Below are 26,041 nucleotides of genomic sequence, written 5' to 3'. Positions count from 1 at the left end.
AGGGGCAACATGACCGCAGCCCCGTTTCTAAGCTCATCCTGGTATCGCGTCGCGCAACGCAGGCCGAGGCTTCGCGATCATACCTCGGTCTACCGACATCGGTATCGGGGCTGCACCTGGTATGTCGTGCAGGATCACGCGACTGGCCGCATGCACCGCTTGTCGCCCGCCGGCTACATGATCGTGGCCGCGATGGACGGCGCGCGAACGGTTGACCAGATCTGGCACGAGGTCGGATCCACTCTCGCGGAGGAGACGCCGAGCCAGAGCGACGTCATCCAGTTGTTGGCCGAACTCAGCGCTTACGACCTGTTACAAACCGAAGTGACTCCGGATGCAAGCGCGCTGGTCGCGCGTGCTTCGAAAGCCAAACGGTCCAGGTGGCTCGGCAACGTGCTCTACCCGCTGGCCCTACGGATTCCGCTCTGGCATCCGGTCAGGTTTTTCGAGCGTACCCGGCCACTTGCAGAATGGCTGTTCGGCTTGCCGGGTGCCGTGCTGTGGCTGCTGGTGGTGTTGCCGGCCCCTCTATTTGCGGCCCAACACTGGCAGGAACTCACATCCGACGCGTCCGACCGAATCCTGGCCACCGATAACCTTCTGTGGCTCGCGCTGGTGTATCTCCTGCTCAAGACCCTGCATGAATTTGGGCACGGATTTGCGGTCACGGCGTTCGGGGGAACAGTCCCAGAATTCGGAGTAATGATCCTGGTGTTCGCCCCGCTGCCCTATGTTGACGCCTCTGCGGCATCGGCATTCCGCAGCAAGTGGAGGCGCGCTCTTGTCGGCGCGGCCGGAATGATCGTCGAAGTGTTCTTCGCTGCGCTCGCGCTCTACGTATGGCTCGCAGTGGAGGCTGGACTTGTCCGCGCGCTCGCATTCGACGCACTGGCCGTTGCCGGCGTCTCGACACTGGTCTACAATGGTAATCCACTCCTGCGTTATGATGGCTACTACATTCTCGCGGACCTGCTCGAAATCCCGAACCTGGCGCAGCGTGCTACCCGGTATTCGGCCTCCCTGGTCAATCGTTACGCGTTTGGCGCCGATGAACCGGGGGATTTCGTGGCCACGACCGGCGAACGAACCTGGCTCCTTCTCTACGCACCGGCTGCTTTCGTCTACCGACAGGTCGTGATGCTCGCGATCGCCGTGTTCGTCGCCTCGCAGTATCTCGCCCTCGGCGTCTCGATCGCGGTCTGGAGTCTGCTGACAGGTGTTGTGCTGCCGATCGGCAAGGCACTGTGGTTCGTGCTCGCAAGCCCGAGGCTTCATCGCAATCGCGCCCGCGCCGTAACAGCGACCTTCGGCATGATCCTGGCCGCCGGGCTGATGACTTTCCTGGTTCCGGCCCCTTCTTACAGCACGACCGAAGGCGTCGTTTGGTTGCCGGAGAACGCAATCGTGCGCGCGAGAACCGATGGCTTCGCACGCGCGCTTCTGGTCCGTCCGGGCGCGCACGTCACAGCCGGGGAAGCGCTCGTCGAAAGCGAAGAATCGACACTCAAGGCCCAGCTCGCAATTCTCGGCGCACGGGTCGCCGAGCTCGAGACGAGGCTTGCCATCGAGCGCTTTACCGACCGGGCGAGCGCAAAGATCACCACGACGGAATTGGGACAAGCACGCGCCGAGCTCACGACCGCAACCGATCGCGACGCACGCCTCATCGTGCAGAGCCGCAGCGAGGGCACCTTTTCGGTTATGAAACCACAAGATCTGCCAGGACGCTTCCTGCGCGAAGGGCAACAGATCGGCTACGTACTTACTCCCGGTTCACGAGTCGTGCGCGCAACAATCCGTCAGGACGACATCGACCTCGTTCGCCATCGGCTGCAGAGCGCCGAAGTCAAACTCGCAGAGCGCCCAGATGAGACGCTGCCAATAGAATCCATTCGCGAAATACCGTCAGGCCGTGATGTTCTCCCCAGCAGGGCTCTGGGGGGCTCCGGCGGCGGCGCCTTCACTGTCGACCCCAGCGATCCCGAAGGGCTAAAGACGCTGCAGCGCGTCTTTCAAATTGATCTCGTACTGCCCGAGAATGCACCGGCAGCCACCGCGTTCGGCGGTCGCGCCTACGTCCGCTTCAACTTCAGTTGGGAGCCGCCGGGCCAGCAGATCTGGCGCCGTCTCCGACAATTGCTGCTGTCCCAGCTGCAGGTCTAAGGGCTCGGTATGCTCAAGCGCAAACGCCACCTTGTCGGTTCGGCCCCGGTGGCGGTGGACGCACCCTACGCGGAGCAGGCCGCTCGCCGAGACATTGCACTTGACGCCGCCCTGCTCGACGCTTGGGGCCGGGTGTTGCCCTTCCTGCAGCCGGCCCTCGCGCGTGACCGCCTCGGCCGCTTTGTCCGGCTTGTCGGTGATCTGGAACCGGAGTTCGCTGTCCTGACGAACCGGCGTTTGCGTGAAACCGCGGAGGAGCTGCGCGCATCATTGCTGTCAGCCCCCCTCTACTCGCACCAGATGGCGCGCTCGTTTGCGCTTACGCGCGAGGCGGCGCGACGTCACGTCGGGAAGCGTCTCTTCCCGGTGCAATTGCTCGGCGGCACCGCCATGATGGGAGGCGCGGTCGCCGAAATGGAAACCGGTGAAGGCAAGACCTTGACGGCGTTGCTGCCGGCGATCACCGCCGCACTCATGGGACGTCCGGTTCATATCATCACGGTCAACGACTATCTCGCGCGCCGCGACGCCGAACAGCTCGCACCTATCTACAACGCGCTTGATCTCACCGTCGGGCTCGTCGAGCCTGGGCAGTCGCCGCAGGAGCGGCAAAGAGCCTACGCAAGCGACGTCACGTATTGCACCAACAAGGAGCTTGTGTTCGACTATCTCCGCGATCGGCTCGCGCTCGGCCCCCGCCGCGCCCGTTCCCGACTTTCTCTCGACGCGATATTCAACGGCCGACCTGCCGGTCACCATCAATCCCTGCTTCTGCGCGGGCTGCATTTTGCGATCGTGGATGAGGCTGACAGCGTCCTGATCGATGAGGCCCGTGTGCCACTGATCCTCTCCGGAACGCAAGAAGGGCCCGAGAACACCGACGGCCTCTACGAGACCGCACTGGATCTCGCTCGACGCCTGGTGGCCGGCGACGACTTTCATGTGCGTGCAAACGAGAAGTCGGTGCGGCTAACAACCCGCGGCGAGAGCCAGATCGCTCAGTTCGCTGCAGGACAACCGGGCCTATGGGCGATCCGGCGCGCACGTGAAGAACTCGCTCAACACGCGCTTGCAGCCCTTCATCTCTACCGACGCGACGTTCAGTATATCGTCGCTGATGGCAAGGTGCAGATCGTCGACGAATATACCGGGCGCGTCATGCCGGACCGTTCGTGGGAAGGCGGCATTCACCAGCTCATCGAAGCCAAGGAACATTGCACCATCACGGAGCGACGCACGACCCTTGCGCAAATTACATATCAGCGATTCTTTCGGCGCTACATGCATCTTTGCGGCATGTCCGGCACGGCGATCGAGCCGACGGGGGAACTGTACGGCATCTATGGCCTCCGAGTTGCGCGTATCCCGACGAACCGACCATTGCGACGAACGAATGCCGGCACACGCCTGTTTCCGACGGCCAACCTCAAATGGGACGCCGTGGTCGATTCTGTTCACGACATCGTTCGCGAAGGTCGCGCCGTGCTCGTCGGGACCCGCTCGGTTGAAGCCTCTGAGCAAATTGCGCGGCTGCTTAGCAAATCCGGACTCGAATCTGAGGTTCTTAACGCGCGACAGGACCAGGCAGAGGCCGAGATCATTGCGGGCGCGGGTCAACCGGGCCGAATTACCGTCGCCACCAACATGGCCGGCCGCGGCACCGACATACAGCTGCATCCTGCGGTCCGGAGCCGAGGCGGCCTGCATGTCATCCTAACCGAATATCACGAGTCTCGCCGCATCGACCGCCAACTCTTCGGGCGCGCCGGCCGCCAGGGTGATCCCGGTAGCTACGAAACGATCGTCGCGCTCGATGATGAGCTCTTCAAACGCTTCATGAACCCGAAGCTTCTTCGGTTGCTAGGCAAGCGATCGAAACGGGCGCAGCCGATTTCAGGACCAACAGGACGCGCACTCCGCAGTTATGGCCAACACGCGGCGGAGCGTTTGCACGCGCGCGCCAGACGGGCTGCCCTCAGCGAAGATCTTCGCTTCAACAGAATTCTCAGTTTCGCCGGGACTGAATGACGGCTCGCTTCGCGGAACTCGATGATTATATTCTCCCTCAAAATATTATAAACCAGTGGCGATTGCCATATATTGTGATATTAATAAAACGACAATTAAATATATTATTATGCAGTAGCGATTTCGCTTCTGGCATTTGGAGACAAGATGTCACGTTCCAGAGGCCTGTTCAGCCATCTGTCGCGACGGATCCTTCACGGCAGCGCGAGGAACGATCGCAAGCGCGATGCCAGCCATTCGCCGCTGATCCTCGAGGTACTCGAGCCACGCATGCTGCTCGCTGCGGATCCCCTCGGCATCACCGCAGGCTACGCCTTCAACGAGGTCTCGGGCACCACGACGGCAGATGCGTCAGGTCACGGCATCATCGGCACGCTCACGAACGGTCCGACCTTCACAGCCGGAAGATACGGTAATGCGGTGGCGCTCGACGGCGTGAACGACTACGTCGATCTCGGGAATCCGAGTGCGCTGCAATTGACTGGCAGCATGACTCTCAGTGCATGGGTTTACGTCCGTTCCTTCCCCGCCGACGATGCGCCCGTTGTGTCCAAGCGCAACTGGGGTGAATCTGGATACCAGCTTGACATCACTGCGGATACCGGACCCCGCACCATCGGATTCAAGCTCACCAACAGTTCGGGCGGACAGATGTTCCGCTACGGCGCGACAGCGCTGCAGTCCGACACCTGGTATCACGTCGCCGGTGTCTATGACGCTGCGAGCCAGGCCTTGAACGTCTACCTCAATGGTGTCCTCGACAACGGACAGTTGACCGGCACAGTCACGAGTTCGCAGCAGAATTCAACGGCCAACGTGAATATCGGTAATCGACCGGGCCGTACGGGCTTCGCGTTTCCTGGTCTTATCGATGACGTGCGCATCGCCGATCATGCGCTCACGCCCGATCAGATCCAGACCGATATGGCAACCCCTCTTGCCGGAACGGCAGACACCATTGCCCCAACCGTGTCTCTCACGCCTCCGGGCGCGATCGTGTCCGGCACCGTGAATCTTGCAGCGAGCGCTTCGGACAACATCGGCGTTGCCGGCGTCAAGTTCCTGCTGGACGGCAACACTCTGATCGGCACCGAGGATACCACTTCGCCGTACGGTGTCTCATGGACCACGAGCACGGCATCGAACGGCTCGCATGCGCTGACCGCGCAGGCACGAGATGCTGCCAATAACATAACCACTTCGACGCCGGTCAACATCACCGTCGACAATCAAGCGCCGACTGGTACGGTGACGATCAATGGCGGCGCAGCGGCGACTAACAGCCCATCGGTCACGCTGACGCTCACAGCGACCGATGCGGTGACGTCCGTCACGCAGATGCGCTTCTCCAACAGCGGGAGTTCGTATTCGACGGCGGAAGCCTTCGCCCCGACCAAGTCCTGGACGTTGTCGAGTGCAACGGGAACCAAGACGGTCTATGTCCAGTTCATGGACGCCGCAGGCAACTGGTCTGCGGCGGTGACTGATACCATCGTGCTCGACACGACCGCACCGATGATTTCCGGGGAGACAACAACGAGCATTACCGGCAGCACCGCACAAGTCACGTGGACGACCAATGAAGCCGCGACCTCGCGGGTCGAGTATGGGCTGACGACCAGTTACGGGTCCTCGACGATACTTGATGCGACCTTGGTGACGGCACACAGCGTTGCGCTAACCGGCCTTGCTCCCAGCACTACTTACAACTACCGCGTTCGTTCGATCGACGCTGCCGGGAACGAAAGGATCGGCTCAAACGCCACATTCACGACGACCGCCACCCAGGACACCACGCCACCATCGACTCCTACAGGCCTGGTGGCGACCGCGGCTTCGACAACGCAGATCAATCTGTCGTGGAACGCCTCGACCGACAACGTTGCGGTCACCGGCTATCAGGTCTTCCGCAATGGTGCGCAGGTAGGCACCCCGACGACGACCACGTTCAGCGATACCGGCCTATCGCCAGGCACATCCTACACTTATACCGTGCGGGCGAGGGACGCGGCGTCGAACCTCTCCGGACAGTCCACACCGGCCAGTGCCACCACGCTGACGCCCGACACGACACTGCCTACGGCCACGATCACAGTGCCGATGGGATCGGCGACCGTTTCAGGTACGATCACGATCAGTGCCAATGCATCCGACAATGCCGGGGTGGCGGGCGTGACCTTCCTGGTGGACAACATCGCAGTCGGCGGGGGCGAAGACCTGACATCACCCTACAGCGTCAGCTGGGACACGACGACGGTCGCGAATGGCGTCCACACGATCACGGCGCGCGCACGGGACACCTCCGGAAACACCGGCGATTCGCTGCCCGTCAGCATCACTGTGTCAAACACTCAAACACCGGGCCTGGTCGCTGCCTATTCCTTCGATGAAGGATCAGGAACGACTGCGGGCGACTCCTCAGGGCAGTCGAACCTGGCGACACTCAACAACGGCGTTGCCTGGGTAGCCGGCAAGAATGGCCGCGCCGCGAGCTTTGACGGAGTCAACGACTTCGTTTCCATTCCAGACTCTGCCTCGACCAACATTTCCGGTAATGCCCTCACACTGTCGATGTGGATCAATCCCCAGTCGCTCGCGAGTGGCGATTCTGTCGTCATTGGTAAGTTCTGGAATACGACAATGTCGTCGCCCTACTACCAGTATGGGCTCGAACTTCGCGGCGGCAATCAGACCGATTTCTATATTGGGACATCCAGTGGCGCGCGAGTCGCCTCCGGAGGAACCACTTTGCCGTTCAACCAGTGGTCTCACCTCGCCATCACCTTCGATGGCGCGCAAGTCATGACCTATGTCAACGGAACCCTCGTCAACACGCAAGCGCTGTCGGCAACGATCACCGCGCGCGGCAACCCCATGCGCATCGGCGCGGATGCGTCGACCGCTCAATTCTACAAGGGAGCGCTCGACGATCTGCGCATCTACAACCGCGTACTGACCTCTGCGCAAGTACAATCGGACATGACGACGCCCGTCGGCAACTCGACCGCCGAATCACCGCAGGTCTTGATCGATTCCCCAATCAACGGGGTGCAGGTTAGCGGCATCGTCAATGTGACCGCAGATGCAACCGACGATACCGGCATCGCCAACGTGCAGTTCTATATCGACAACGTGGCAACCGGCTCCCCCGATACGACCGATCCTTACGCGCTTGCGTGGGACACACGTACGGCAAGCAACGGCGCGCACACTATCACCGCGAAGGCGACTGACATCGACGGCCACGCGACACTATCAGCGCCGATAACCGTCAACGTCGCGAATAGCAGCTTCTTCCAGAACGAGATCCTGGCGACGGGCTTCAATCTGCCGACCGCGATCAAGTTCCTGCCCGACGGCCGCATGCTGGTGGTGGAGCTCGCCGGCACGATCAAGACGATGCCGCCGCCCTATACCACGCCAGATCCCACGCCCTTCCTGCAACTCACCAACATCGGCTCGGCGGGCGTGCAACAAGGCATCTATGACATAGCGCTCGATCCCAACTTCAGCACCAATCACTACTACTACATCTTCTATACGCTGGGTACGCCGAACGTAGATCGCTTCTCGCGCTTCACGGCGAACTCAACGCTGACGGGCACCGTTCCCGGCAGCGAGTTCGTCATTTATCAGGACACGGAAATTGCCAATGCCGAGCACCACGGCGGAGCAATCAACTTCAGCAACGACGGCAAGATCCTTCTCACGACCGGGGAGCATTTTCAGGCCGGCGAAGCTCAGGATCTCACGAAGCCGCGCGGCAAGATCCTGCGATACAACATGGACGGTACCGTTCCCACCGACAATCCGTTCTATGACAGCAACGGACCGAACTACGATGCGGTATGGGCACTTGGTCTGCGGAATCCCTTCCGCGCCTACTACGACGCGCCCACAGGGCGGCTGATCATTGGCGATGTTGGTGGGAACGTCTACTCGACTGCAATCGAAGAAATCGACATCGGAGCGAAGGGTGCCAATTACGGCTGGCCGAACGTAGAAACTCCGAACGGGAATCCCGCTTACACCGCACCGGCCTATTACTACCCACACAATGGACGCGACGCCGCAGTCGTCGCCGGGTTTGTCTATCACGGCACGCAATTCCCAAGCAGCTATCAGGGCAGCTTCTTCTTCGCGGACTACACTCAGAACTGGATCAAGCGCATGACGTTCGACGCCAACGGAAACGTCACCGGCGTCTTCAACTTCGAGCCAGCCGACGGCTCGGTGGATGGCCCTTACGGGGACATTGTCTACTTGACCGAAGGCCCCGATGGCGCGCTTTACTATGTCGACCTCGGCTATTCCGATATCAGCGGTACATTCGGCGTAAGCAAGATCCGCCGCATCGAATTCATTCAATCGGATCTGCCTCCGGTCGCGACGGCTTCGGCATCACCGACGACAGGACCCAGCCCGCTCACCGTCGACTTCTCCAGCAACGGTTCATCTGATCCGGAAGGAAAGCCTCTCACCTATTCGTGGAACTTCGGTGACGGCGCGACTTCGACCGCGGCCAATCCATCGCACACATATACGATCTCCGGTCCGTATCAGGCCCGGCTGACGGTCTCCGACGGAGTCAATTCCACGCTATCGACCCCGATCGCGATCAGCGTCGGCAATAGTCCCGTTGTCAGTCTCCTTGCGCCAACCGATGGCGCGACCTTCAGGGCGGGCGACGTGATCACATTCAGCGGCACCGCGACCGATGCCGAAGATGGTACACTCCCCGCAAGTGCATATACCTGGAATATCGACTTCCTCCACGAAGGCCATATTCATCCCGGGACTCCCATCACCGGCGTGACCAGCGGCACGCTCACGATCCCGACCTCCGGGCACGACTTCAGCGGGTTCACGCGGTACCGAATAATGCTGACCGTAACCGATTCCAGTGGGCTGCAATCGAGCCAATCCGTCACGATCTTCCCCGATAAGGTCAATCTCAATTTCAACACGGCGCCTGCCGGATTAACGCTGTATCTGGATGGCATCGCACGCACCACACCGTTCACCTACGACACCTTGATCGGCTTCAATCATGAGATCGAAGCGCGCAACGCGACCGTCGGAAGCACGACCTATAACTTCGTCTCGTGGTCGGATAGCGGCGCTCAAGATCACATCATCACGGTCCCCGTCGGCGGTGCGACCTATACTGCGACTTATGATGCCGTCACGACGCCGGCACCGTTAGCATTCGTCCAAGGCAACTACGCCACCCCGCAAACCAACCAGACTCAGGTATCGGTCGCCTACACGAATGCCCAGACGACAGGGAATACGAACATCCTCGTAGTCGGATGGAACAATACGACATCGAACATCACGTCGGTCACGGACTCGGCCGGCAACGTCTATCAGCTCGCCGTCCCGACGGCTCGAGGCAGCGGTATCAGCCAGGCCATCTACTACGCCCCGAATATCAAGCAAGCCGCCGCCAGCGCGAACACTGTGACGGTGACCTTCAACACTGCGACTCAATACGTGGACATTCGCGCCCTGGAGTACAGTGGTCTCGCTCCCCTCAATCCGTTTGACGTAGGCACCTCGGCGTCAGGCACCACCAGTTCGGCAAACAGTGGAGTCGTTACGACCTCCACCGCGCACGAACTCATTTTTGGTGCCGGAACGACCGTCGGTGGGTTTACGGAGGCAGGCAGTGGTTTTACCACGCGTCTCATTACGAGACCCGACCTTGATATTGCTCAGGACCGTTTCGTAACCGCCACGGGTACCTACAATGCGACCGCGCTTCTCCAAGGTTCCGCGGCATGGGTGATGCAAGTCGCGACCTTCAAGGCAGTGGGTTAGTCCGCATGCCGGGATCCCGAGACTCATGCGATGCCGTCGTGCGCCACCTCGTGTGTAGCAATGCCCTGAACGGCCAACTTACCCACGCGATCCCAGCCGTTTGGCGGCTGGTCGGTCGAACTGACGCACCGAGGTCTCGGACCGAGCAGGACGACCGCTTGCAAGGAGCCCTTGCATGTACCCGACCGCCGCGGGGGCTCCAGGGACGGAGAGACCTCGGAGAGTTCGAAATGGCGCTCCAGTTGTCGCCTGGGCCTCTCACGGCTAGGTTGAAGTGGCACGAGGCACTTACATTATGACTGCTTCGGATGAACCGATTGTCGGAAGTTACGCATCGCCCCTGGTGAAGGATCTAACTCGTGGCGGATACTTCGGAGGATTATTTGCTCTGGGGTGTGCCAGTGGCCTTGCATCCCGTGTCATTCAATCGGTCCACGGACGTGGATGGCTAGACGCGTTTCTCGACACCTTTGAGATCAGTATAATCGTTTGGATATCGTGTGTCGCCGGAGTTTCCCTCGTTCTTCAAGACCGAACGGTTGGGATTCGTTCTTCAGAACTCGTCTTGGGAGCGGCCTTTGTGCTGCTCGCTATTCTACCGGTAGGTCCCGCCAGCTGGCTGGCGGTAACCGCGCTCAGTCTCTATGTCATCAGCACGTCGGATGCCTCTTCGACGCGGCGTGGCACTCTTATTCTTCTTGCCGTTACTGTGCCCATGCTTTGGAGCCGGTTGTTATTTCATTTCTTTGCTGAGCTGATTTTGCGGATCGACGCCGCACTCGTCGGTTGGATATTGCGCGTCCCCCGAACCGGGGACGTCGTCGAATTTGCCGACGCTTCCGGGGTTCTCGTCATTCTGCCGGGCTGTTCCTCGCTCGCGAACGTGTCGCTTGCATTTCTCTGCTGGGTGACTGTGAGCCAGTTAGCCGGCCACAAGCGATCTGCTTACGATCTATTCTGGTGTCTGATGGCTTGCTTCTCGGTCGTAGCTGTGAATGTCACTCGTATAAGCTTCATGGGCTTGAGCCAATGGCACTACGCCATGTTTCATAGTTGGTGGGGAAGCGCGGTCGCGAACACAGCCATTTTGGGCCTGACGGTCGGCTTCTGCGTGCTGGGGGTGAGGCGTGAGCTGCTCCGTCCGCTTTAACTGGGTTATCGCCGCCGTGCTGTTGCTAGCCACTGCATGGAAGATTGCGATACCATTCGAAAATCCAGGCCAGCTAAGAGAGGATCTTGTTAGATTTCTCGAACAAAATCACTTCAGCGTCGTAGCGACCAATGAAGTTACGACCGGCACTCTGATCATCCGCGCCACCAGAGCGTCATGTCGATTGCAGGTCGCAAGGCTTACTCCCGACGGCTCCAACAGAAATCTCGTTCGACATCTGGCACCAGGAACCGATCGCTCGTTCGTCGTGTTTCGGGGCGAAGTGTACGCGCAACAGCCGATAGCCTGGACGGTGCTTCATTATCTGTGGTCGAGATTTCTTCGCGAACTTGGATTCGTTCGACACATCACCCCGGTCATCGACGTGGCGGAGAGCTTGGGCTGCAATGCGGAACGGCTCCCATGGGCTACGATTCAGGATCGCACCGCGTGATTCAGTTTCGACCTTCTCGTGCGACCATCGGGTCTTGATGTCCTGGCGCCAAATCGTCGCGCGCGTATTCTCCATTAAGCTCTATCCGAGATTTATATTGACATCGATTTAATTTTTGATGATTATAATATCGTAAACATTTATTTTATAAACTGCAGGAGAAAAGGCCATGACGTTGCCCGGGTGGGTCCTCGCAATTTTCCTCACGATGGCCGCAGCGGTGCCGGCCGGCGTCTATTTCACGGCTACCCTGTTCTTTCCTCCTGACCAAAGCTACACCTACGTCGGCCAGGGAACAGCACAGGGCGCGCCTGGACCGGTCGCGGGCGCGGGGCTATCCTTCGCCGGGGTTGCCTATGCGGCCTATTGGATAATCAGGCGCCGTCAACGCAAACCGGACTAGGCGCGACTTGATCGAGCTCTGTACCGCGCGAAGTCGAACAATCCTGCTCGGGGCGTATGGCGTGCGAGCAGGGAGGGAACGGCGGCTAGCTTCATGCCCCCCTCGCTGTTTGCAAGCCGGGTCCCACCGCCGTCTCGACCGGCAGGCCACAGTTGCGTAAGCGGACGAATGCCGGTTCGGCGCGACGCGGCCCCAGTTACGACTCATGCCGGCGCGCTGTCGTGTTGTGACGGCTGTCGAGACTATCCAGCCAATCGTCGATTGAACCAGCTGTTCACCGAGACAAGATCTTCAAACGGGCCTTCCTCGGGGAGGACAGATTTAAAATGCCAGGTGAGCTGCTCGTCGTTCTGGGGGCCGAAACTATAATACTTGCCTGTGTGGCGGTGATGACCCTGTACGCCAAGCGAATGGACGTGCTGAGCGGACGGTCGCTCGAGCGATCGGTAGTTCCACCCAGGAGCAACAGGCATCCGCCACGCTCGATCCGTCGAAAGCCGCGTGCTCTACTGCGGTTGATCGGGAGGTGGGGCAACCTCACCATGTTCGCCCCGCCAGACCTCTTGCGGCGAGCTGACATCACCATAACGGCGCGGTTGGGTCTTCAAGCCAGGCTGCAGATTCTGTCTCGGCTCGTGACGCTCTTTCGTCGGTCGGGTACGCCCGGTGCTGACGCCGTGCTTTCAGAGGCTGCCCCAACGCCGACGCCCACGTATAGGCGTTGGCCCGATCGCCCTGAAGTCGAGCGCCGCTAGCTTCCCCGAGGAATCAGCGCTCCTTGAACGCACGCTCGGCCTGATCGTGCAGCGGCTTGAGCAGGTAGGACAGCGCGGTCCGACCTGCCGTCTTGATGAAGACCTCCACCGGCATGCCGGGCAGCAGCTTGGCCGACCCGAGTTTCGCCAGCTCTTCGGGCTTCAGCAGGACGCGCCCGGTATAGTAGCTCGTGCCGGCCCGCTGATCCTGCGTACTGTCCGCCGAGACCATGCTGACCTCGCCGTCGATTTCGGGCGTGGTCTTCTGGTTGAAGGCCGCGAAGCGCATTGTCGCGGTCTGCCCCACATAGACCTGGTCGATGTCCTTCGGTGCGATCTTGACCTCGACGGCGAGCGAATCCGCGTCAGGCACGATCAGCATGATTTGCTCGCCGGGTGCGATTACACCTCCGACCGTGTGGACGCTGAGTTCGTGGACGCGGCCGGATTGCGGTGCCCTGATGTCGACCCGATTCAATTGATCGACCGCCGCAGTTCTGCGCTCGCTCAGTTCGGAGAGTTTCGAGCGCGTCTCGATCAGGTCCTTACCGACCTCCGTCCGAAGGTCCTGGTCGACCTGAATGATCTGGAGGCCGATTTCGGAGATCTTGCCCTTCGACTGAGCAATCATTCCTGCGAGCTGGCTGCGCTCGCCTTCGATGCGGGCCGAGTCGCGCTCGAGGGAATTGAGCCGCGTGATCGGCACCAGATTCTTCTGCCAGAGGCTGCGCACGCCCTCCAGCTCCTGACGGATGAATTCGACTTCCTTCTGCTTGGCCTCGGTCTGTCCCACATAGCCCTTGATCTCGTTCTCCAGCTGCGTGCTTTTCTCCTGCAGCTGCGCCTTCTGGCCGCTCCTCGCCTGGCGACGCAGGTCAAACAGCTTCCGCTCCGCGGCGATCGCACGGCTCGCTTCCGAGTTGTTCTCCTTGGCTCGGTCGAGCAGCACTTTGGGAAACGTCACCCGCTCGGAACCATCGCGCTCGGCCTCGAGACGCGCCTGCCGCGCGAGCAGCTCATCGATGCTGTTGGTGACGATTGTCGCATTCGCGAGCGTCTGAGTCTCGTCGAGGCGTATCAGAATGTCGCCCGCCTTGACCCGGTCGCCCTGCCGCACGCGCAACTCTCCCACGATCCCGCCGGTGGCGTGCTGAACCTTCTTGACGCTCGAATCCACCACGACCACGCCCTGGGCGATCACCGCGCCCGACAATTGGGTCGTCGTCGCCCAGCCGCCGACCCCAAAGGTCACCAGAGCGAGCATGATCAATCCGACGATCATGTAACGCTGGATGGATTGCAGCGCCGGCGCTACCTGAGCGTTCATCGCCCTCCTCCGTGAGCTTCAGCGACGACCTTGAGCGGCACCGGATTCCGCAACACTTTCTTGAGAACCTCCTCTCGCTTGCCGAAGGACTGAACCCTGCCTTCGCCAAGGCACAGGACATGGTCTACGCCTTCAAGCGCCTTGGGACGATGCGCGACGACGGCGACAATCCCACCGCGGCGGCGCACGTTCAGGATCGCCTCGGTCAGCGCCTCCTCGCCCTCTGCATCGAGATTGGAGGAGGGCTCATCGAGCACGACCAGGAAGGGTTTACCGTAGAAGGCACGCGCGAGACCGATGCGCTGCCGCTGCCCGGCGGACAGCGCCAGTCCTCCCTCGCCGATCTTCGTGCCGTAGCCGTCCGGAAGCGAAAGGACGAGATCGTGCGCACCGGCGGCATGTGCGGCCTCCAGAACAGCGGCAGCCGTCGCTTGCGGATCGAACCGTGCGATGTTCATGGCAATGCTACCGTCGAACAATTCGACGTCCTGGGGCAGATAGCCGATGTGCTTGCCGAGGGCATCCGAAGACCAGTGATCGAGTGCGGCATTGTCCAGCCGTATCCGGCCGCGAATGCACGGCCATACCCCCACCAGCGCTCGCGCCAGCGTGGATTTGCCGGATCCGCTCGGCCCGATGATTCCGACGGCCTGCCCGCTCCGCAGTTGGAACGACACTTCGCCGAGCGTGGGCTTCTCCGAGTTTGGTGCGCCGATATAGAGATGCTCGACCGTAAGCGTTTCGGCAGGGGGAGGCAATGCCAGCCGCTCCTCCTCGTGAGGCAGCAGCTTCAGCAGATGATCGAGCCGTTGTCCCGACTGCCGCGCGGCGACGAATCCTTTCCAGTTCGCAATAGCCATTTCGACGGGCGCCAGTGCCCGCGCGGTGAGGATCGATCCGGCAATGATGATGCCGGCCGTCGATTCCTGGTTGATGACGAGGACCGCGCCGACGGCAAGAACCAGCGATTGCAGGATCGCTCGAAAGATCTTGGAGGCCCCCCCGAGCCCGTTTGCGACGTCGCTGGCCCGTTCATGGGCCGCGAGGTACTTCGCGTTGACTTCCTGCCAGCGCAACGCCGCCTGCTGCCGCATGCCCATGGCCTGCAGAACCTCGGCATTTCGCCGCCCCTCGAGCGCCAATGCCGTTCGCGAGACCGCAAGACGCGAGGACGCCTTTGCCGGCCCTCGTGTCCGCGTCTCCGTGAGCACCGTAATGCCGACCAGCACCAGCGCGCCGGCCAGCGCAGTGACGCCAATCCAGAAGTGAAAGAGGAAGCAGACGCCAAGATAGATCGGCATCCAGGGCAGATCGAACAGCGCCGTCGGCCCTCCGCTCGACAGGAAGCTGCGGACCTGATCAAGGTCGCGCACCGGCTGCAAGCCGTCGCCATCGGCTCTGGTCTTCAGGGGCAGGCGAACGAGCGCGTCGAATATGCGAACGCCGAGCCTTTCATCGAAATACCGGCCGACCCGGGCGCTGATCCTGCTCCTGACGAGGTCGAGCCCGCCCTGAAACAGGTAAAGCACCGTGGCCAGAACCATTAAGGCGATCAGCGTCGGTATGCTGCGCCCGGGCAGCACCCGATCGTAGACTTGCAGCATGAAGAACGAGCCGGTGAGCATAAGGAGATTGCTCATCCCGCTGAAGGCCGCAAGTGCCCAGAATATCCGGCGGCAAGACCGCAGGAAGCCCGACAACTCCGACCGCGACTCATCATAGTCGTTAGCCGGCCGCGGATGACCGGAGAACAGTCGTTGCCGCAGGACTTCGACGAGGTGCTTTGCCGAGCCGATCGGACCTCGCGTCCGCAGTTCGGCGTCTTCCACCCACTGTCGTACGACAGCCCCAAATCTCGCCAGATGCGAAAGTTGGATCCGAAAAAAGCTTGCTGGCAGGGGGATCACCCCCCACCGCTCAAAGTTTGTCATGGCTCCCACCCTTGAACCGTGCCTTATGTGAGATCCCCAAGAAGTCCCGAAGGCAGATTTGAGTTTGATGTCCCTGTCGTCGAGCTAGTTACGCGAAGTAGAAGTCAGGCCAATCTGCGCACCGAGCCTTGTCAACCTGAGCGTGTTGCCCGCCGGCGCTACCGTGAGATGATGGCCATCCTGCCATTTGATCTGCGCTCCCAGTTTCTTCGATCCGTACTCCACGACCAAGCCGTTCGCAGAGCGCGTATCGTGGCGATCCGCATCACCACCTCATGGTTAATCAGCCTGGCCTCACGTGCCGGTCGCCATGGGCTTTTTTGGGACCAGATGGGGGCCGGGCCGAGGTTTTTTTTAACCATCACGCCAACTCGCGGCGCCGAAATAATCGCGCATTTTCCCTGATTAAATCGTCGCGCATATCCCTGATCTCACGCCGGACAGCCAGACTCAACACGCTTTCCGTTGCGGCATGGCCTTAGCCCACAGAAATCGTTTGCTTCAACGCCCCGACGAGACCGTGCGGGGCACGTGACCGGCACTGCATTTAATTCTATTTATTCCCACGTACCCGCAATAGCCCTGACGCGATGAGAGCCGGACAAGACCGTCAAATCGGAGCGACAAAGTGTAGCGGCGCGCGCTTGGTTGCTGGCGGTCCGAGAATGACCGTCGCCAAAGCGCCGGCCGGCCAAGGTTGCGCATAGCGATCCTGTCCGCGCCTTGTATCCCGCCAACACGGCGAAGCTGCTCATGCGTGGAGCAAGAGAGGCAGCCGGAATAGAAGAAGGCGGGGACCATCCCCCGCCTTCCATGATCTGCACCGCAGATGGGTGGCTACTCCCTGTCGCCGAACTCGCGACTACGCGAAATGGAAGTCGTGGCTGTTCAGCTTGTCGAGCTGCGTGTTCTTCAGCGTGAGGGTGTCGCTCCCCGTCGCGATCACGACGTCGTGGCCTGACTGGGCCGCATGGGAGAGAACGCTCGCAAAACTGTCGAACACGCTCTTGCTGAACTCGATCGTGTCGTGAGCCGGCCCGCGGGCAGCGAAGTCCTTGATAACGTCATGGCCGAAGTTCGACGCGAACTGGAACGTATCCGCACCCCATTTGCCAACCATGATGTCGTTGCCCTTGGTACCAGTCAGCGTGTCGCTGCGGCCCGAACCGACGATCGCCTCGCCCGAGTTGGTCCCGACCACGTGGCCTGTGGTGTCGACCTGCTTTGCGGAAAAGGCGTGGCTCTTGCCCGACAGGTCCGAGGTCTTGAAGCTCCACATGCCGTCGGCTCCCGTGGTGACCGAACCAACCGAGGTCGTGCCGTCAAACAGCTTGATGGCGCTGTTGGGATCGGCCGTGCCCTTGATCGTTGCCGTGTGACCCCAATGGTGCTGCACATTGGTGACTTCCACGGTTGAGGTGCCGCCGCCGCTGTGCGGGCCAATCGGCGGATCAATCGGCTGCGACAAGGCGCTGGTGTTGTCGGCAGCGTCGGTGGCCGTCGCGGTGAAGGTGTGGGACCCCTGCTTGAGATTCGGGGTCGTCACGCTCCAGCCGCCGTCACTTGCAACGGTCGCGGTACCGAGCAGGTTCGTGCCCTCATAGAGCTTGATCAAGCTTCCCGCTTCCGCGGTGCCGGATACCGTTGCCCGGTTGTGCGTGGTCGAATCGCTCAACAGAACCGGAGCATCGGGGGCAGCGGTATCCACCGTGACATCCAGCGCAGTCGATGCCTTGCTGGTGACGCCGGAAACCGTGTCGGTCGCGATGAAGCTGTGCTTGCCGTCGGGCAGCGCTGCAGTCGAGTAGTGCCACGCTCCCTTCGCATCCGCCGTGACCGTGCCGAGCTGGGTCTTGCCGTCGAACACCTTGACCGTGCTGTTGGCTGCCGCGGTCCCCGTCAGGGTCAGCGTGTTGTCGCTCGTGATGTGATCACCGGCGACACCGGTGTCTTTCGAAAAAGTGGCGATCTTCGGTGCGGCCGGTGCAGAGGTGCCCGTGCCCGATGTGCCGGTGCCAGAGGTACCCGATCCGGAAGTACCCGAGCCGGAGGTGCCTGTACCCGAGGTACCTGAGCCAGACGTGCCCGAGCCGGAAGTACCTGTACCCGAGGTACCCGAACCGGAGGTGCCCGAGCCGGTGGAGCCCGTCGTTCCGGAACCAATGACCGGATCCACAGCCGTCGACGCAGCGCTGACGTTGCCGGCAACGTCCGTCGCCTTGGCCGTCAGCAGGTGCGAACCGGACGACAGCGCAGACGTCGTGACACTCCACGCACCGCTCGAGTTGGTTGTCGCCGTCCCGACCTGCGTCGTTCCGTCATACACCTTGATCGCGCTGTTCGCTTCGGCAGTCCCCGTCACCACCACCTGATTGGCAGAGTTCACGGTGTCGCTCGCGATCGTCGGAGCAGCCGGGGCCTCGGTGTCGATGGTGACGACCTTCGCAGCCGATGCCACGCTGGTCTGGCCCGACGAGTCGGTCGCAGTCGCGGTGAGCGTATGCTTGGCGTCGGTCAGGACCTTGGTGATGTAGTCCCAGCTGCCGGTCGAGCTCGCAGTGGTCGTGCCGATTTGCGTCGAGCCGTCGTAGATCTTGACCGTGCTGTTGGCCGCAGCGGCGCCTTTGAGTTCGATGGTATTGTCATTCGTGATACCGTCGCCGGCAACGCCGCTGTCGCCCGAGAGGGAGGCGATCGTCGGGGCGCTCGGCGGTGCCGGGACGCTCGGAGCAGGCGAAGTCGGCTCCGTGTAGGTGGGCCCGGTGTAAGCAGGCGCATTGGCATCCTGCTCGACCTCGCCGGTCACCATGTTCACATTGTGCACGAAGGAGGTCTGGGAATAGGAGTCGTCCGGCCCGGCGGCCGGATAGTTAAAGCCGAAGGCTTTGGTCACATCGAAGTAGTTGTCGTGCGTCGAAAATGCTCCGCTGAGATTGGCGGCATCGGTCCCCGGACCGGAGACGGACATCCAATAGCTGACGCTGCCGATCAGCGTGTTGCCGGCGAACTCGCCCGACTTCGTGTTGTCGGCAATGAAGCCCTGGGTCGTACCGCCATCCTGAACCGCCGTGTTGTAAAGGATGTGGGTCGAATCAATGGTCGGACCATAGACTTGGAGATAGTCGCCGTGGGTGCCCGAGCCGCCCATGCCGGCCTGCTGCAGCAGGTTATATTGGATCGTGATGTCGCCGCCGTCTTGACCATGGCGGCCGATCAAGTCGGAGTTGGAATTCTTCAGCCACGAATATTCGATTGTAAGGCCAGGCCCCTCCATTTCGACGAGAAATTCGGCATGCCCGCCGCCGCTCAGACCGTCGATGGTGCAGTTGGAGATATGCAGATTGGAGGACGACGACGTCCCTGTAATAACGGCGTCCTGCGGCCCGGACGGATTGAGACCATTGAAGTTCGAGTTGGTCAGGGTGGTGTTCGCTGCCGAGGTGACGACAGCCCAGCCGCCAAAATCATAACCGTCGAGCGTGACGTTGCTGCCCGTCACCGTGATGCTCTTGTGGGCCGTGTCAACGGACACGCCTGCCATCGAGATCGTTGCCGGATCCTTGAGCGCCAGTCCCGTGGGCACGCCGACGTGATAGTCCACCCCTGCGACTTTCCATGCCGGCCGGTTCGCACCATACGTATCCAGCAGGCTCGAAAGCTGCGCTGATCCAATTGGCGCGTTCGCAGAACCGTCGTTAACTGCCATTACCTGTTCTCCTGATTTGATGTCATCCGCATGTGCTCGACCCCGAAGGGCCTTCCCCGAGCAACATGCCGTTCACTTTGATTATTGGACAAACCACCACGTGATGATCGCCGAGCCGACTATTGGCCGGGCACCGCGGGCTTTTTTGGGACCACAACTAGGCTACGCCGGGGTGATGTTTGGCTCCCACCTGCCACACTCACTCGGATACGAATCAAATTGTGGAAGACTGCATTGTGAATCGCCTGCGATTCAAAAACAAAGAGTATTATCGCCGGCTGCGCTCGTTTTTCTTTGGAATAGTTGCTGTTGCGCACTGCGGCGCATGACACCTACGGCACTACGCAGAATCCGCAATTTAATATTTTCATTTGGGCACCTTAATTTAATCGGCGGCATGATAAATATTGTGGCAAGGCCCATCTGAATCTTCATCACGTGGCGCGTGGCTCGCCCCGCCGCTGATGCGAGAGGACAGCGAACCGACCAAACTCGATCAACCGCGTCTTGTCCTCATGGAGCGTCGGGCCGAGGCTGGCCAACCGCGCGTTGAGGGCCAAGAGCATTTCCTGCGCATCTGCCTCGCTCTCCAAGCCCATGACGAGGTCGTGCGTACAGCGCACGGTCACAACGCGACCGCGTGCATGGCGACAACGCCATTGGTGGACCCAAAGATCGAGGATGCAATGCAGGAAGATGTTGGCAAGGAGCGGGCTGATGCCTGTGCTCCTTGCAGCGTGCCTTGTCCGTCTCCTGCTTCTCGCCGCTCTCGATGACGCCAGCTCGTAGCCACAGCCCGATGAGCCCCAGGATACGCGGATCGGCGATCCTGTGCGCCACCATCCGCAACAGCCACTCGTGATCGACCGAGTCGAAGAAGCTGCGCATGTCGGCATCGAGCCCAGTTCACATGCTCGCCAGGCGACTCCGGCCAGGCGACGAATCATCGGCGACCACCGCCAGCACTGGGGGCACGACCAAGCTACGCTCCCCGCGGGACAAACAGAATGCTGGTTGAAGGAGTCATAGTTGGACGAGGTCCGGCGAACCGGCCTTGCCCCATGGCCGATCGTCCGCCGCTTGAGTCCAGAGCTGACCTGTCTTGGGGCGACGCGCGGCCAGCGTCGAGCAACGAATTAATCTTAAGTATAGTATTTCGCAATTTATTTACCGAACGGATTAATGTAGCCTAGAAATTAATGGAGTTGCACGCATGGACCGGAATCTCGCAAAGAACCATGCGAGGTCATCTTTGCTTTCGGTCATCCCTGCAGCGGGCACGGGCGCCGTCTGGGATGGACTGTCAAAAAGCACATTCTCCGCGCTAATAATTGCGCTCGCCGCTGCAATCTTCGGATTGCAATTTTCCGCGGCAAGATTCAGCGAGACCGCAAGCGGCATCTGGGATCGGGACCTTCTTCTCAGGCTCAACTCGCTGGCCGCAACTGACTCGCTGCACATCTGGGAGCTCGACAACAATTCCCTGTTCAGGGGATCTCCGATATTCTTCTCCCTGCTCGCATTGTGGTTCGCCGGCGATGACCGAAAGCGGCGCAGCCGGATGCTCGTAGGACTAATTGCGGTTTGCCTTGCGACCGTTATCTCCGTCTGGATACAATTTCATGTCACCTCTCATATGCGCCCGCTTCTCGACCCCGCGCTTCCTTTGAATGTAGCCGATCCACGATGGAGTTTGGGTTGGGATCGCAGCGACTCATTCCCCAGCGACACCTCGACACTATTCTTCGCACTGGCCACACTGATCCTCATAGAGCATCGGTTGGTCGGAATACTTTGCTTCCTCTGGGTCGCCGTCATTGTAGCAGTGCCGCGGGTCATCTTTGGATGGCACTATCCGAGCGATTTGGGCGGCTCCCTGGCCTTAGGGCCGGCATGCGTCTTACTCTTCAATGCAGTTCCATACCCGCAAGCGCTGTGTGAGCGGATGTTGATCCGATTTCAGAACCACATGTATCTTGTCCATGCATTTCTATTCATTTTCTTGAGTGACGCGTCCATGTTGTTCATCAGCCTACAAAAACTCGGAAAAGATCTTGTGCGATTGTTCGGTTAGCCACACTGCGCGCGCGCCGCGCCCCCGTCAACTGACGCCTTGCCGTCATCAAAAGATATGCGATCGCGCGCTTTGCGCAAAAGAAATGATCTCGCCTACGGATCGATCCTCTGAACATCGTCTACATCTTGCCCGACGTTCCAGAAGACATCGGTCCACACGAGCGCCTAGCCAAGCATGTGCAATTGCAGGGATGCGTCCGGCTTTCCAGTCTTGCCCAACACTCCGTCTATCAGTCCCCTGACCGTGATCTTCGCGGCGGTTGGAGCCCCGATGGCGACGTATCTGATCGCGTACAACAAGCCGAAAGCAAAATGGAGGCCCCACCGCCATCCTGCCTCCCGGCGAGCGTAGACAATGCTATTGCGTGCAGACAGATACACAGACAAGTAGGAGCGCTTCCTCGGATCGACGGCAGAGCCGATAGCCGTGCCTCCAACGTGCCGTACGATCGCTCTTTCTGCAAATCCTATCCGATGCTCGCCACGACGACGCCCCCAGTCCAGGTCCTCCATGTAGAGAAAATAGTCCTCAGTCATCAGACCGACCTCTTCAACGAAGTCGCGCGTGACCAGAACGCAAGCACCGCTGATGGCGTCAATCTCGGACATCTCCTCGCGCGATGGAGCCCTCCCCGCCGGAGCGTTTCGGCCAACTGCTACGACACGGCCCGTCGTCGACGACCAGTGAAGACCGTAGTTGATGATTTTATCCGGCACGTGATCGAACACCAAGGTCGCACCAACCATACCGAATCCTGCGGCAGCCTTCGCCATCAGTTCAGACAAGCAATGACCGTCCACTTCGGTGTCGGGATTGAGAACGAGCACCGCATCCCAGCCCGGGCTGTCAAGGAATTGCTCGAGCCAGGCGTTGACACCACCGCCATAGCCCAGATTATCCACCGCAAGTCCAAGCCGAACGATATTTGTCCTGCTCGGAAATCGACATTTCTCGACGGCGGCCAGTCTTCCTCCCGCTTGATCCAGAAGATCCGAGCCGCCGTGCAGCTGCCGGAGCGTTCGCTCTGGACCGGCAACTCCCGCCATCAGCCGCTCGAACGCTTCCTTGCCACCGTTCTCACAGACGAAGACCTCGAAATCCTTCCAATCAGAATGAGCCAACGACTTCAGACAGCGATCAACGTCACCCGGATTGCAGTACGAGACGATGAGCACCGCAAGTTTGGCGCGATCAGTTGCCATAGCCTAGGCACCCCATCACTTGCTCGCGGCGCCTGCTAGCGACCGCGGTCCACGTAAAGCGCTGCGCATGTTCAAGCGCAGCAACCGACATCCGTTGTCGAAGTTCAGTATCCTCAGCCAGCCGACGAATAGCCGCAATCCAACCAACTGCATCATACGGATCCAGCACAAGACCCTCACGTTCATTTCGGACGATCCGTCCCGCGCCCATGCCGGTCGTTATGACCGGTAGACCGCAAGCGCACGCCTCGTAGGTGACTTGAGGTCCGCCCTCCTCCAAAGATGGGAAAACGAAGATATCCGCCGATCGATAAAGCGACCCGACATCCTCGACATAGTCGAGCACCGTCACGTCATCCCGTGCGAGCAAGTCGCGGTATTTTTCCTTGATGACCGGCTCCATTCTTCCAGCGAGAACCAGCTTGCCAGCCACCCGGCTCCTCACCCAATAATCGAGGATCAAATGGGCTCCCTTTCGCACGCCAATGATCCCGACGAAGACCGCGGTCAAACCATGGCTCGAGGGAAGAAGCCGATTCTTTCCCGAAAGGCGCACTGGGTCCCACCCGTACGCTGTTTCTAAGCATTTGCTTTTCGGCACACCGTTCTCAAGCAACGAACTTTCGACCGGTTGATTCGGACAGAATATGTAGTCCACGGCCTCAAGATCTCTGGTTTCGCGATCAACGACCGCGTCCGTGATCCCATGCATAGGCGCCACACCAATCCGGCCATATGCTCCGTCGAGAATTGTCTTGGCGGTCCTGGTATGACAATTGAACTGCTCTCGAAACACCGTGACGTCACGCCGTTTCAATTCCTGGAGCAACTCCATGCTTGCGCTGGGCCAGAGATAGGCAGCCAACCTGCGCGATCGACAGCGATCCAGACGATCCAGATATGAGAGGAACGCGGCCTCCATGCTTCGGCTGGCGCTGTTCTTCACCCAGCCATATGGGACGTACCGCTTCCAAGCGGGCAAGGCCTCGATCACTTCCACCAGGGGCAGAGGCCATCGGCTCCGCGGAGTGACGATCGTCACGTCAAAATTCTGATCGACCATAGCCTCTGCGAGGGAGCCGCAGGTGTAGCCCACTCCTTTGCCTGTAAGTGGCAATGGCATCAAAACGCCCGTCGAGAAACTCAATGCAACCTCTGCAGTCTGACCGTCTAGACCGGGTACCATCGCCGGCGCACAGTCTTCCAAAACGCAGACATCCTGCGCCTAGCTCGATTGGATGCCTTCACGTGTGCCTCTGTCAGGTACCAAGTGAAGGTTACGGATGGCGGTGCAGTTCCCGACCTAAAGCATCCCCGATCGTAGACGTAGGGGCGATAGCCGAGGTCAGACAGGAATTCAGTAACCGCCGGCGAGGCAAACGCACACATCAATGCAGGTATCTGCTGCTGTAACGTTCCTAGCGCCCCCTTGAGGATATCCAGCTCCGCTCCCTGGGCATGAAGCTTGATGAGAGCCGGAGCCAGATCGAGAGAATCGAGAGCTTTGCACGTAACCCGCTGCTCCCGAACCGTTAGCTTCTTCGCGTCAAAACGGTACATCCGTCCCGGATTCTTTAACCATTCCGTCGCCTCCTCGTAGGAAGTCGCAGCCATTCCGTCGCACTCCCATCGGCCGTATCTTGGAAGAAAGAAATCAATTACTCCGGATCTGCAGCCAAGCGCGCAATCGAGAACGGTCACGGCGTCATCTCGACGATGACGAAATGCGAGACGCTTCGCCGACCTCGGCTCGGGCTCGACGGCCACGATGCGGGAATTCGGCGCGAGCTTCTTGAACGCCGCTGTGCTTTGGCCTCGGTTCGCGCCCACGTCCACAATCAAGCCGCTTTCGATCTTGAGCAGAATGACCCCGAGAAACTCCCGCTTGAACAAATATGGCGCGGCAAAGTCCTTGGCAGCGAATCTCACTGCCGCGGCACCGGGAATGTTGGCGTAAAAATAGCGAGCCACCGCCTTTAAGTTCATAATGCTCGATCACCATGCTTCGGGAACGGAAATGAGAGCCGGCGTAATGCCTCTACTTCGAGTCAGTCTTGCCGCTCGCCTGATGTCTTCTTCACGATGACCATAAAGCCTGACCTCCCCTGCAGGATCGTGGACGTGTACTGTTTGGGAAGAATTGCCGAGACGAGTTGCCAGACCGGTACGCTCTTTTCAGCCACATCCTCAACGACAAACCAACCGTTGGACTTGAGCTTCTTTAACGCAAAGATCAGCGTGGCAATGTTCGCACTGGGTGAATGGAGGCCATCGTCGATAATTAGATCCAGCGGTTCGCTTGGCAGGGCAGCCGCAAGCTCGTCGAGCGATTTCAAGCTTGTCTGATCAACGAAATACGTTTTGATACGGTCCTCCTCGAAGAGAATCCTACGGTCGACATCGGCGCCAAAGATCTCAGAATTCGGAAGGAAGTCGCGAAAAGCGCGCAGCGACGCGCCAGGCCGGCCAAACTTGCCCATTGTCGAGACGACGTCGGGGTTATTGGAGCCGAGGCCGATCTCGAGAATCCTCAGATGATTCCGACGCAAGGCCCCTAGAATTTCGCAATAGACGAGATAGTAGTTGTGACTGGACGCCTTATCACTGCCATATGCGTTGAACAGTCCGGCCAGTTCGATTGCCTGGCTGTTCGGAAAGTCTGCGGAGCAAAACGATCCCAGGGGGCGGGCTTGGAGGGGCCGCTGCCCCTGCTGCGCCAGCAATTCGCAAATCAAGGGAAACGCCGTCTGGGCCGAAAGCATCGTGAGATCGGCCTTGGCCTTCGGAGAACCGCTGGAGTTCGGGGCAAATAATGCCAACTTGTTCACGAGTTCGTGGTTAGTAATGAAACCGCCCAGTAATCTGGCGCCCGCCAGTCTCGCAGACGTCGCAAGGCCAACGACCAGTTTACTGCGCTTCAGGAGGCTCTTGAAGAACTCGATAGTGGGAGAGCGCCTGACGTAAGAGGAGTCGCTAGCCTCAGACATGATGCAGTCTCCGTATTGATGGTTAGGCATAAAGC

15 protein-coding genes are annotated in these 26,041 nt (G+C 60.0%); 8 read left to right on the top strand and 7 right to left on the bottom strand.

What is annotated here, in order from left to right; genetic code table 11:
• The first annotated feature begins 9 nt into the window (after positions 1 to 9).
• The 6 genes from EHH60_RS06320 (at position 10) to EHH60_RS06295 (ending at position 12,021) form a co-directional block, all read left to right on the top strand.
• The gene (locus EHH60_RS06320) at positions 10 to 2,163 is read left to right on the top strand and encodes a PqqD family peptide modification chaperone (RefSeq protein WP_124158605.1); all 2,154 of its coding nucleotides are present in this window, start codon (positions 10 to 12) and stop codon (positions 2,161 to 2,163) included.
• A 9-nt stretch (positions 2,164 to 2,172) separates the two neighbouring features.
• Positions 2,173 to 4,191: a preprotein translocase subunit SecA gene (locus EHH60_RS06315; protein WP_124158604.1), complete on the top strand. Its 2,019-nt coding sequence runs from the start codon at positions 2,173 to 2,175 to the stop codon at positions 4,189 to 4,191.
• Positions 4,192 to 4,338: 147 nt separating this feature from the next.
• Positions 4,339 to 10,014, top strand: coding sequence for a LamG-like jellyroll fold domain-containing protein (locus EHH60_RS06310; protein ID WP_124158603.1), 5,676 nt, complete (start codon positions 4,339 to 4,341; stop codon positions 10,012 to 10,014).
• Positions 10,015 to 10,594: 580 nt separating this feature from the next.
• A complete protein-coding gene (locus EHH60_RS06305) occupies positions 10,595 to 11,164 on the top strand; it encodes a hypothetical protein (protein ID WP_124158602.1) in 570 nt (189 codons plus the stop codon).
• Positions 11,142 to 11,618: a hypothetical protein gene (locus EHH60_RS06300; protein ID WP_124158601.1), complete on the top strand. Its 477-nt coding sequence runs from the start codon at positions 11,142 to 11,144 to the stop codon at positions 11,616 to 11,618. The genes EHH60_RS06305 and EHH60_RS06300 overlap by 23 nt, the downstream gene beginning before the upstream one ends.
• A 169-nt stretch (positions 11,619 to 11,787) precedes the next feature.
• A complete protein-coding gene (locus EHH60_RS06295) occupies positions 11,788 to 12,021 on the top strand; it encodes a hypothetical protein (RefSeq protein WP_124158600.1) in 234 nt (77 codons plus the stop codon).
• Positions 12,022 to 12,789: 768 nt separating this feature from the next.
• On the opposite strand, the gene EHH60_RS06290 is transcribed toward EHH60_RS06295, so the two are convergent.
• Positions 12,790 to 14,103 (bottom strand): HlyD family type I secretion periplasmic adaptor subunit, encoded by a 1,314-nt coding sequence (locus tag EHH60_RS06290; RefSeq protein WP_124158599.1) that lies wholly within the window; start codon positions 14,101 to 14,103, stop codon positions 12,790 to 12,792.
• Entirely contained in the window at positions 14,100 to 16,034 is a 1,935-nt protein-coding gene (locus EHH60_RS06285) for a type I secretion system permease/ATPase (RefSeq protein WP_283811802.1), read from the bottom strand. Before EHH60_RS06285 ends, EHH60_RS06290 begins: the two co-directional genes overlap by 4 nt.
• Positions 16,035 to 16,202: 168 nt before the next feature.
• Between EHH60_RS06285 and EHH60_RS06280 the strand changes: the two genes are divergently transcribed.
• Positions 16,203 to 16,439 (top strand): hypothetical protein, encoded by a 237-nt coding sequence (locus EHH60_RS06280; protein ID WP_124158598.1) that lies wholly within the window; start codon positions 16,203 to 16,205, stop codon positions 16,437 to 16,439.
• 457 nt (positions 16,440 to 16,896) lie between these two features.
• On the opposite strand, the gene EHH60_RS06275 is transcribed toward EHH60_RS06280, so the two are convergent.
• Entirely contained in the window at positions 16,897 to 19,740 is a 2,844-nt protein-coding gene (locus EHH60_RS06275) for an Ig-like domain-containing protein (protein WP_124158597.1), read from the bottom strand.
• A 1,213-nt stretch (positions 19,741 to 20,953) separates the two neighbouring features.
• Between EHH60_RS06275 and EHH60_RS06265 the strand changes: the two genes are divergently transcribed.
• Positions 20,954 to 21,814, top strand: coding sequence for a phosphatase PAP2 family protein (locus tag EHH60_RS06265; RefSeq protein WP_124158596.1), 861 nt, complete (start codon positions 20,954 to 20,956; stop codon positions 21,812 to 21,814).
• 167 nt (positions 21,815 to 21,981) lie between these two features.
• Here EHH60_RS06265 and EHH60_RS06260 read toward each other — a convergent pair whose 3' ends face one another.
• The 4 genes from EHH60_RS06260 to EHH60_RS06245 all read right to left on the bottom strand — a co-directional run bounded on the left by EHH60_RS06260 (position 21,982) and on the right by EHH60_RS06245 (position 26,006).
• Positions 21,982 to 23,019: a glycosyltransferase family 2 protein gene (locus EHH60_RS06260; protein ID WP_124158595.1), complete on the bottom strand. Its 1,038-nt coding sequence runs from the start codon at positions 23,017 to 23,019 to the stop codon at positions 21,982 to 21,984.
• A complete protein-coding gene (locus EHH60_RS06255; protein WP_158626717.1) occupies positions 23,009 to 24,166 on the bottom strand; it encodes a glycosyltransferase family 4 protein in 1,158 nt (385 codons plus the stop codon). Before EHH60_RS06255 ends, EHH60_RS06260 begins: the two co-directional genes overlap by 11 nt.
• 23 nt (positions 24,167 to 24,189) lie before the next feature.
• Positions 24,190 to 25,005, bottom strand: coding sequence for an FkbM family methyltransferase (locus EHH60_RS06250; protein WP_124158593.1), 816 nt, complete (start codon positions 25,003 to 25,005; stop codon positions 24,190 to 24,192).
• Positions 25,006 to 25,067: 62 nt separating this feature from the next.
• The gene (locus EHH60_RS06245; protein WP_124158592.1) at positions 25,068 to 26,006 is read right to left on the bottom strand and encodes a class I SAM-dependent methyltransferase; all 939 of its coding nucleotides are present in this window, start codon (positions 26,004 to 26,006) and stop codon (positions 25,068 to 25,070) included.
• Positions 26,007 to 26,041: the final 35 nt, after the last annotated feature.

The organism is Bradyrhizobium sp. RP6 (genome assembly GCF_003837805.1).
Lineage (GTDB): Bacteria > Pseudomonadota > Alphaproteobacteria > Rhizobiales > Xanthobacteraceae > Bradyrhizobium.
The sequence above is the reverse complement of the archived record's forward strand: the minus strand, read 5'-3'. Positions and strand labels throughout refer to the sequence as shown.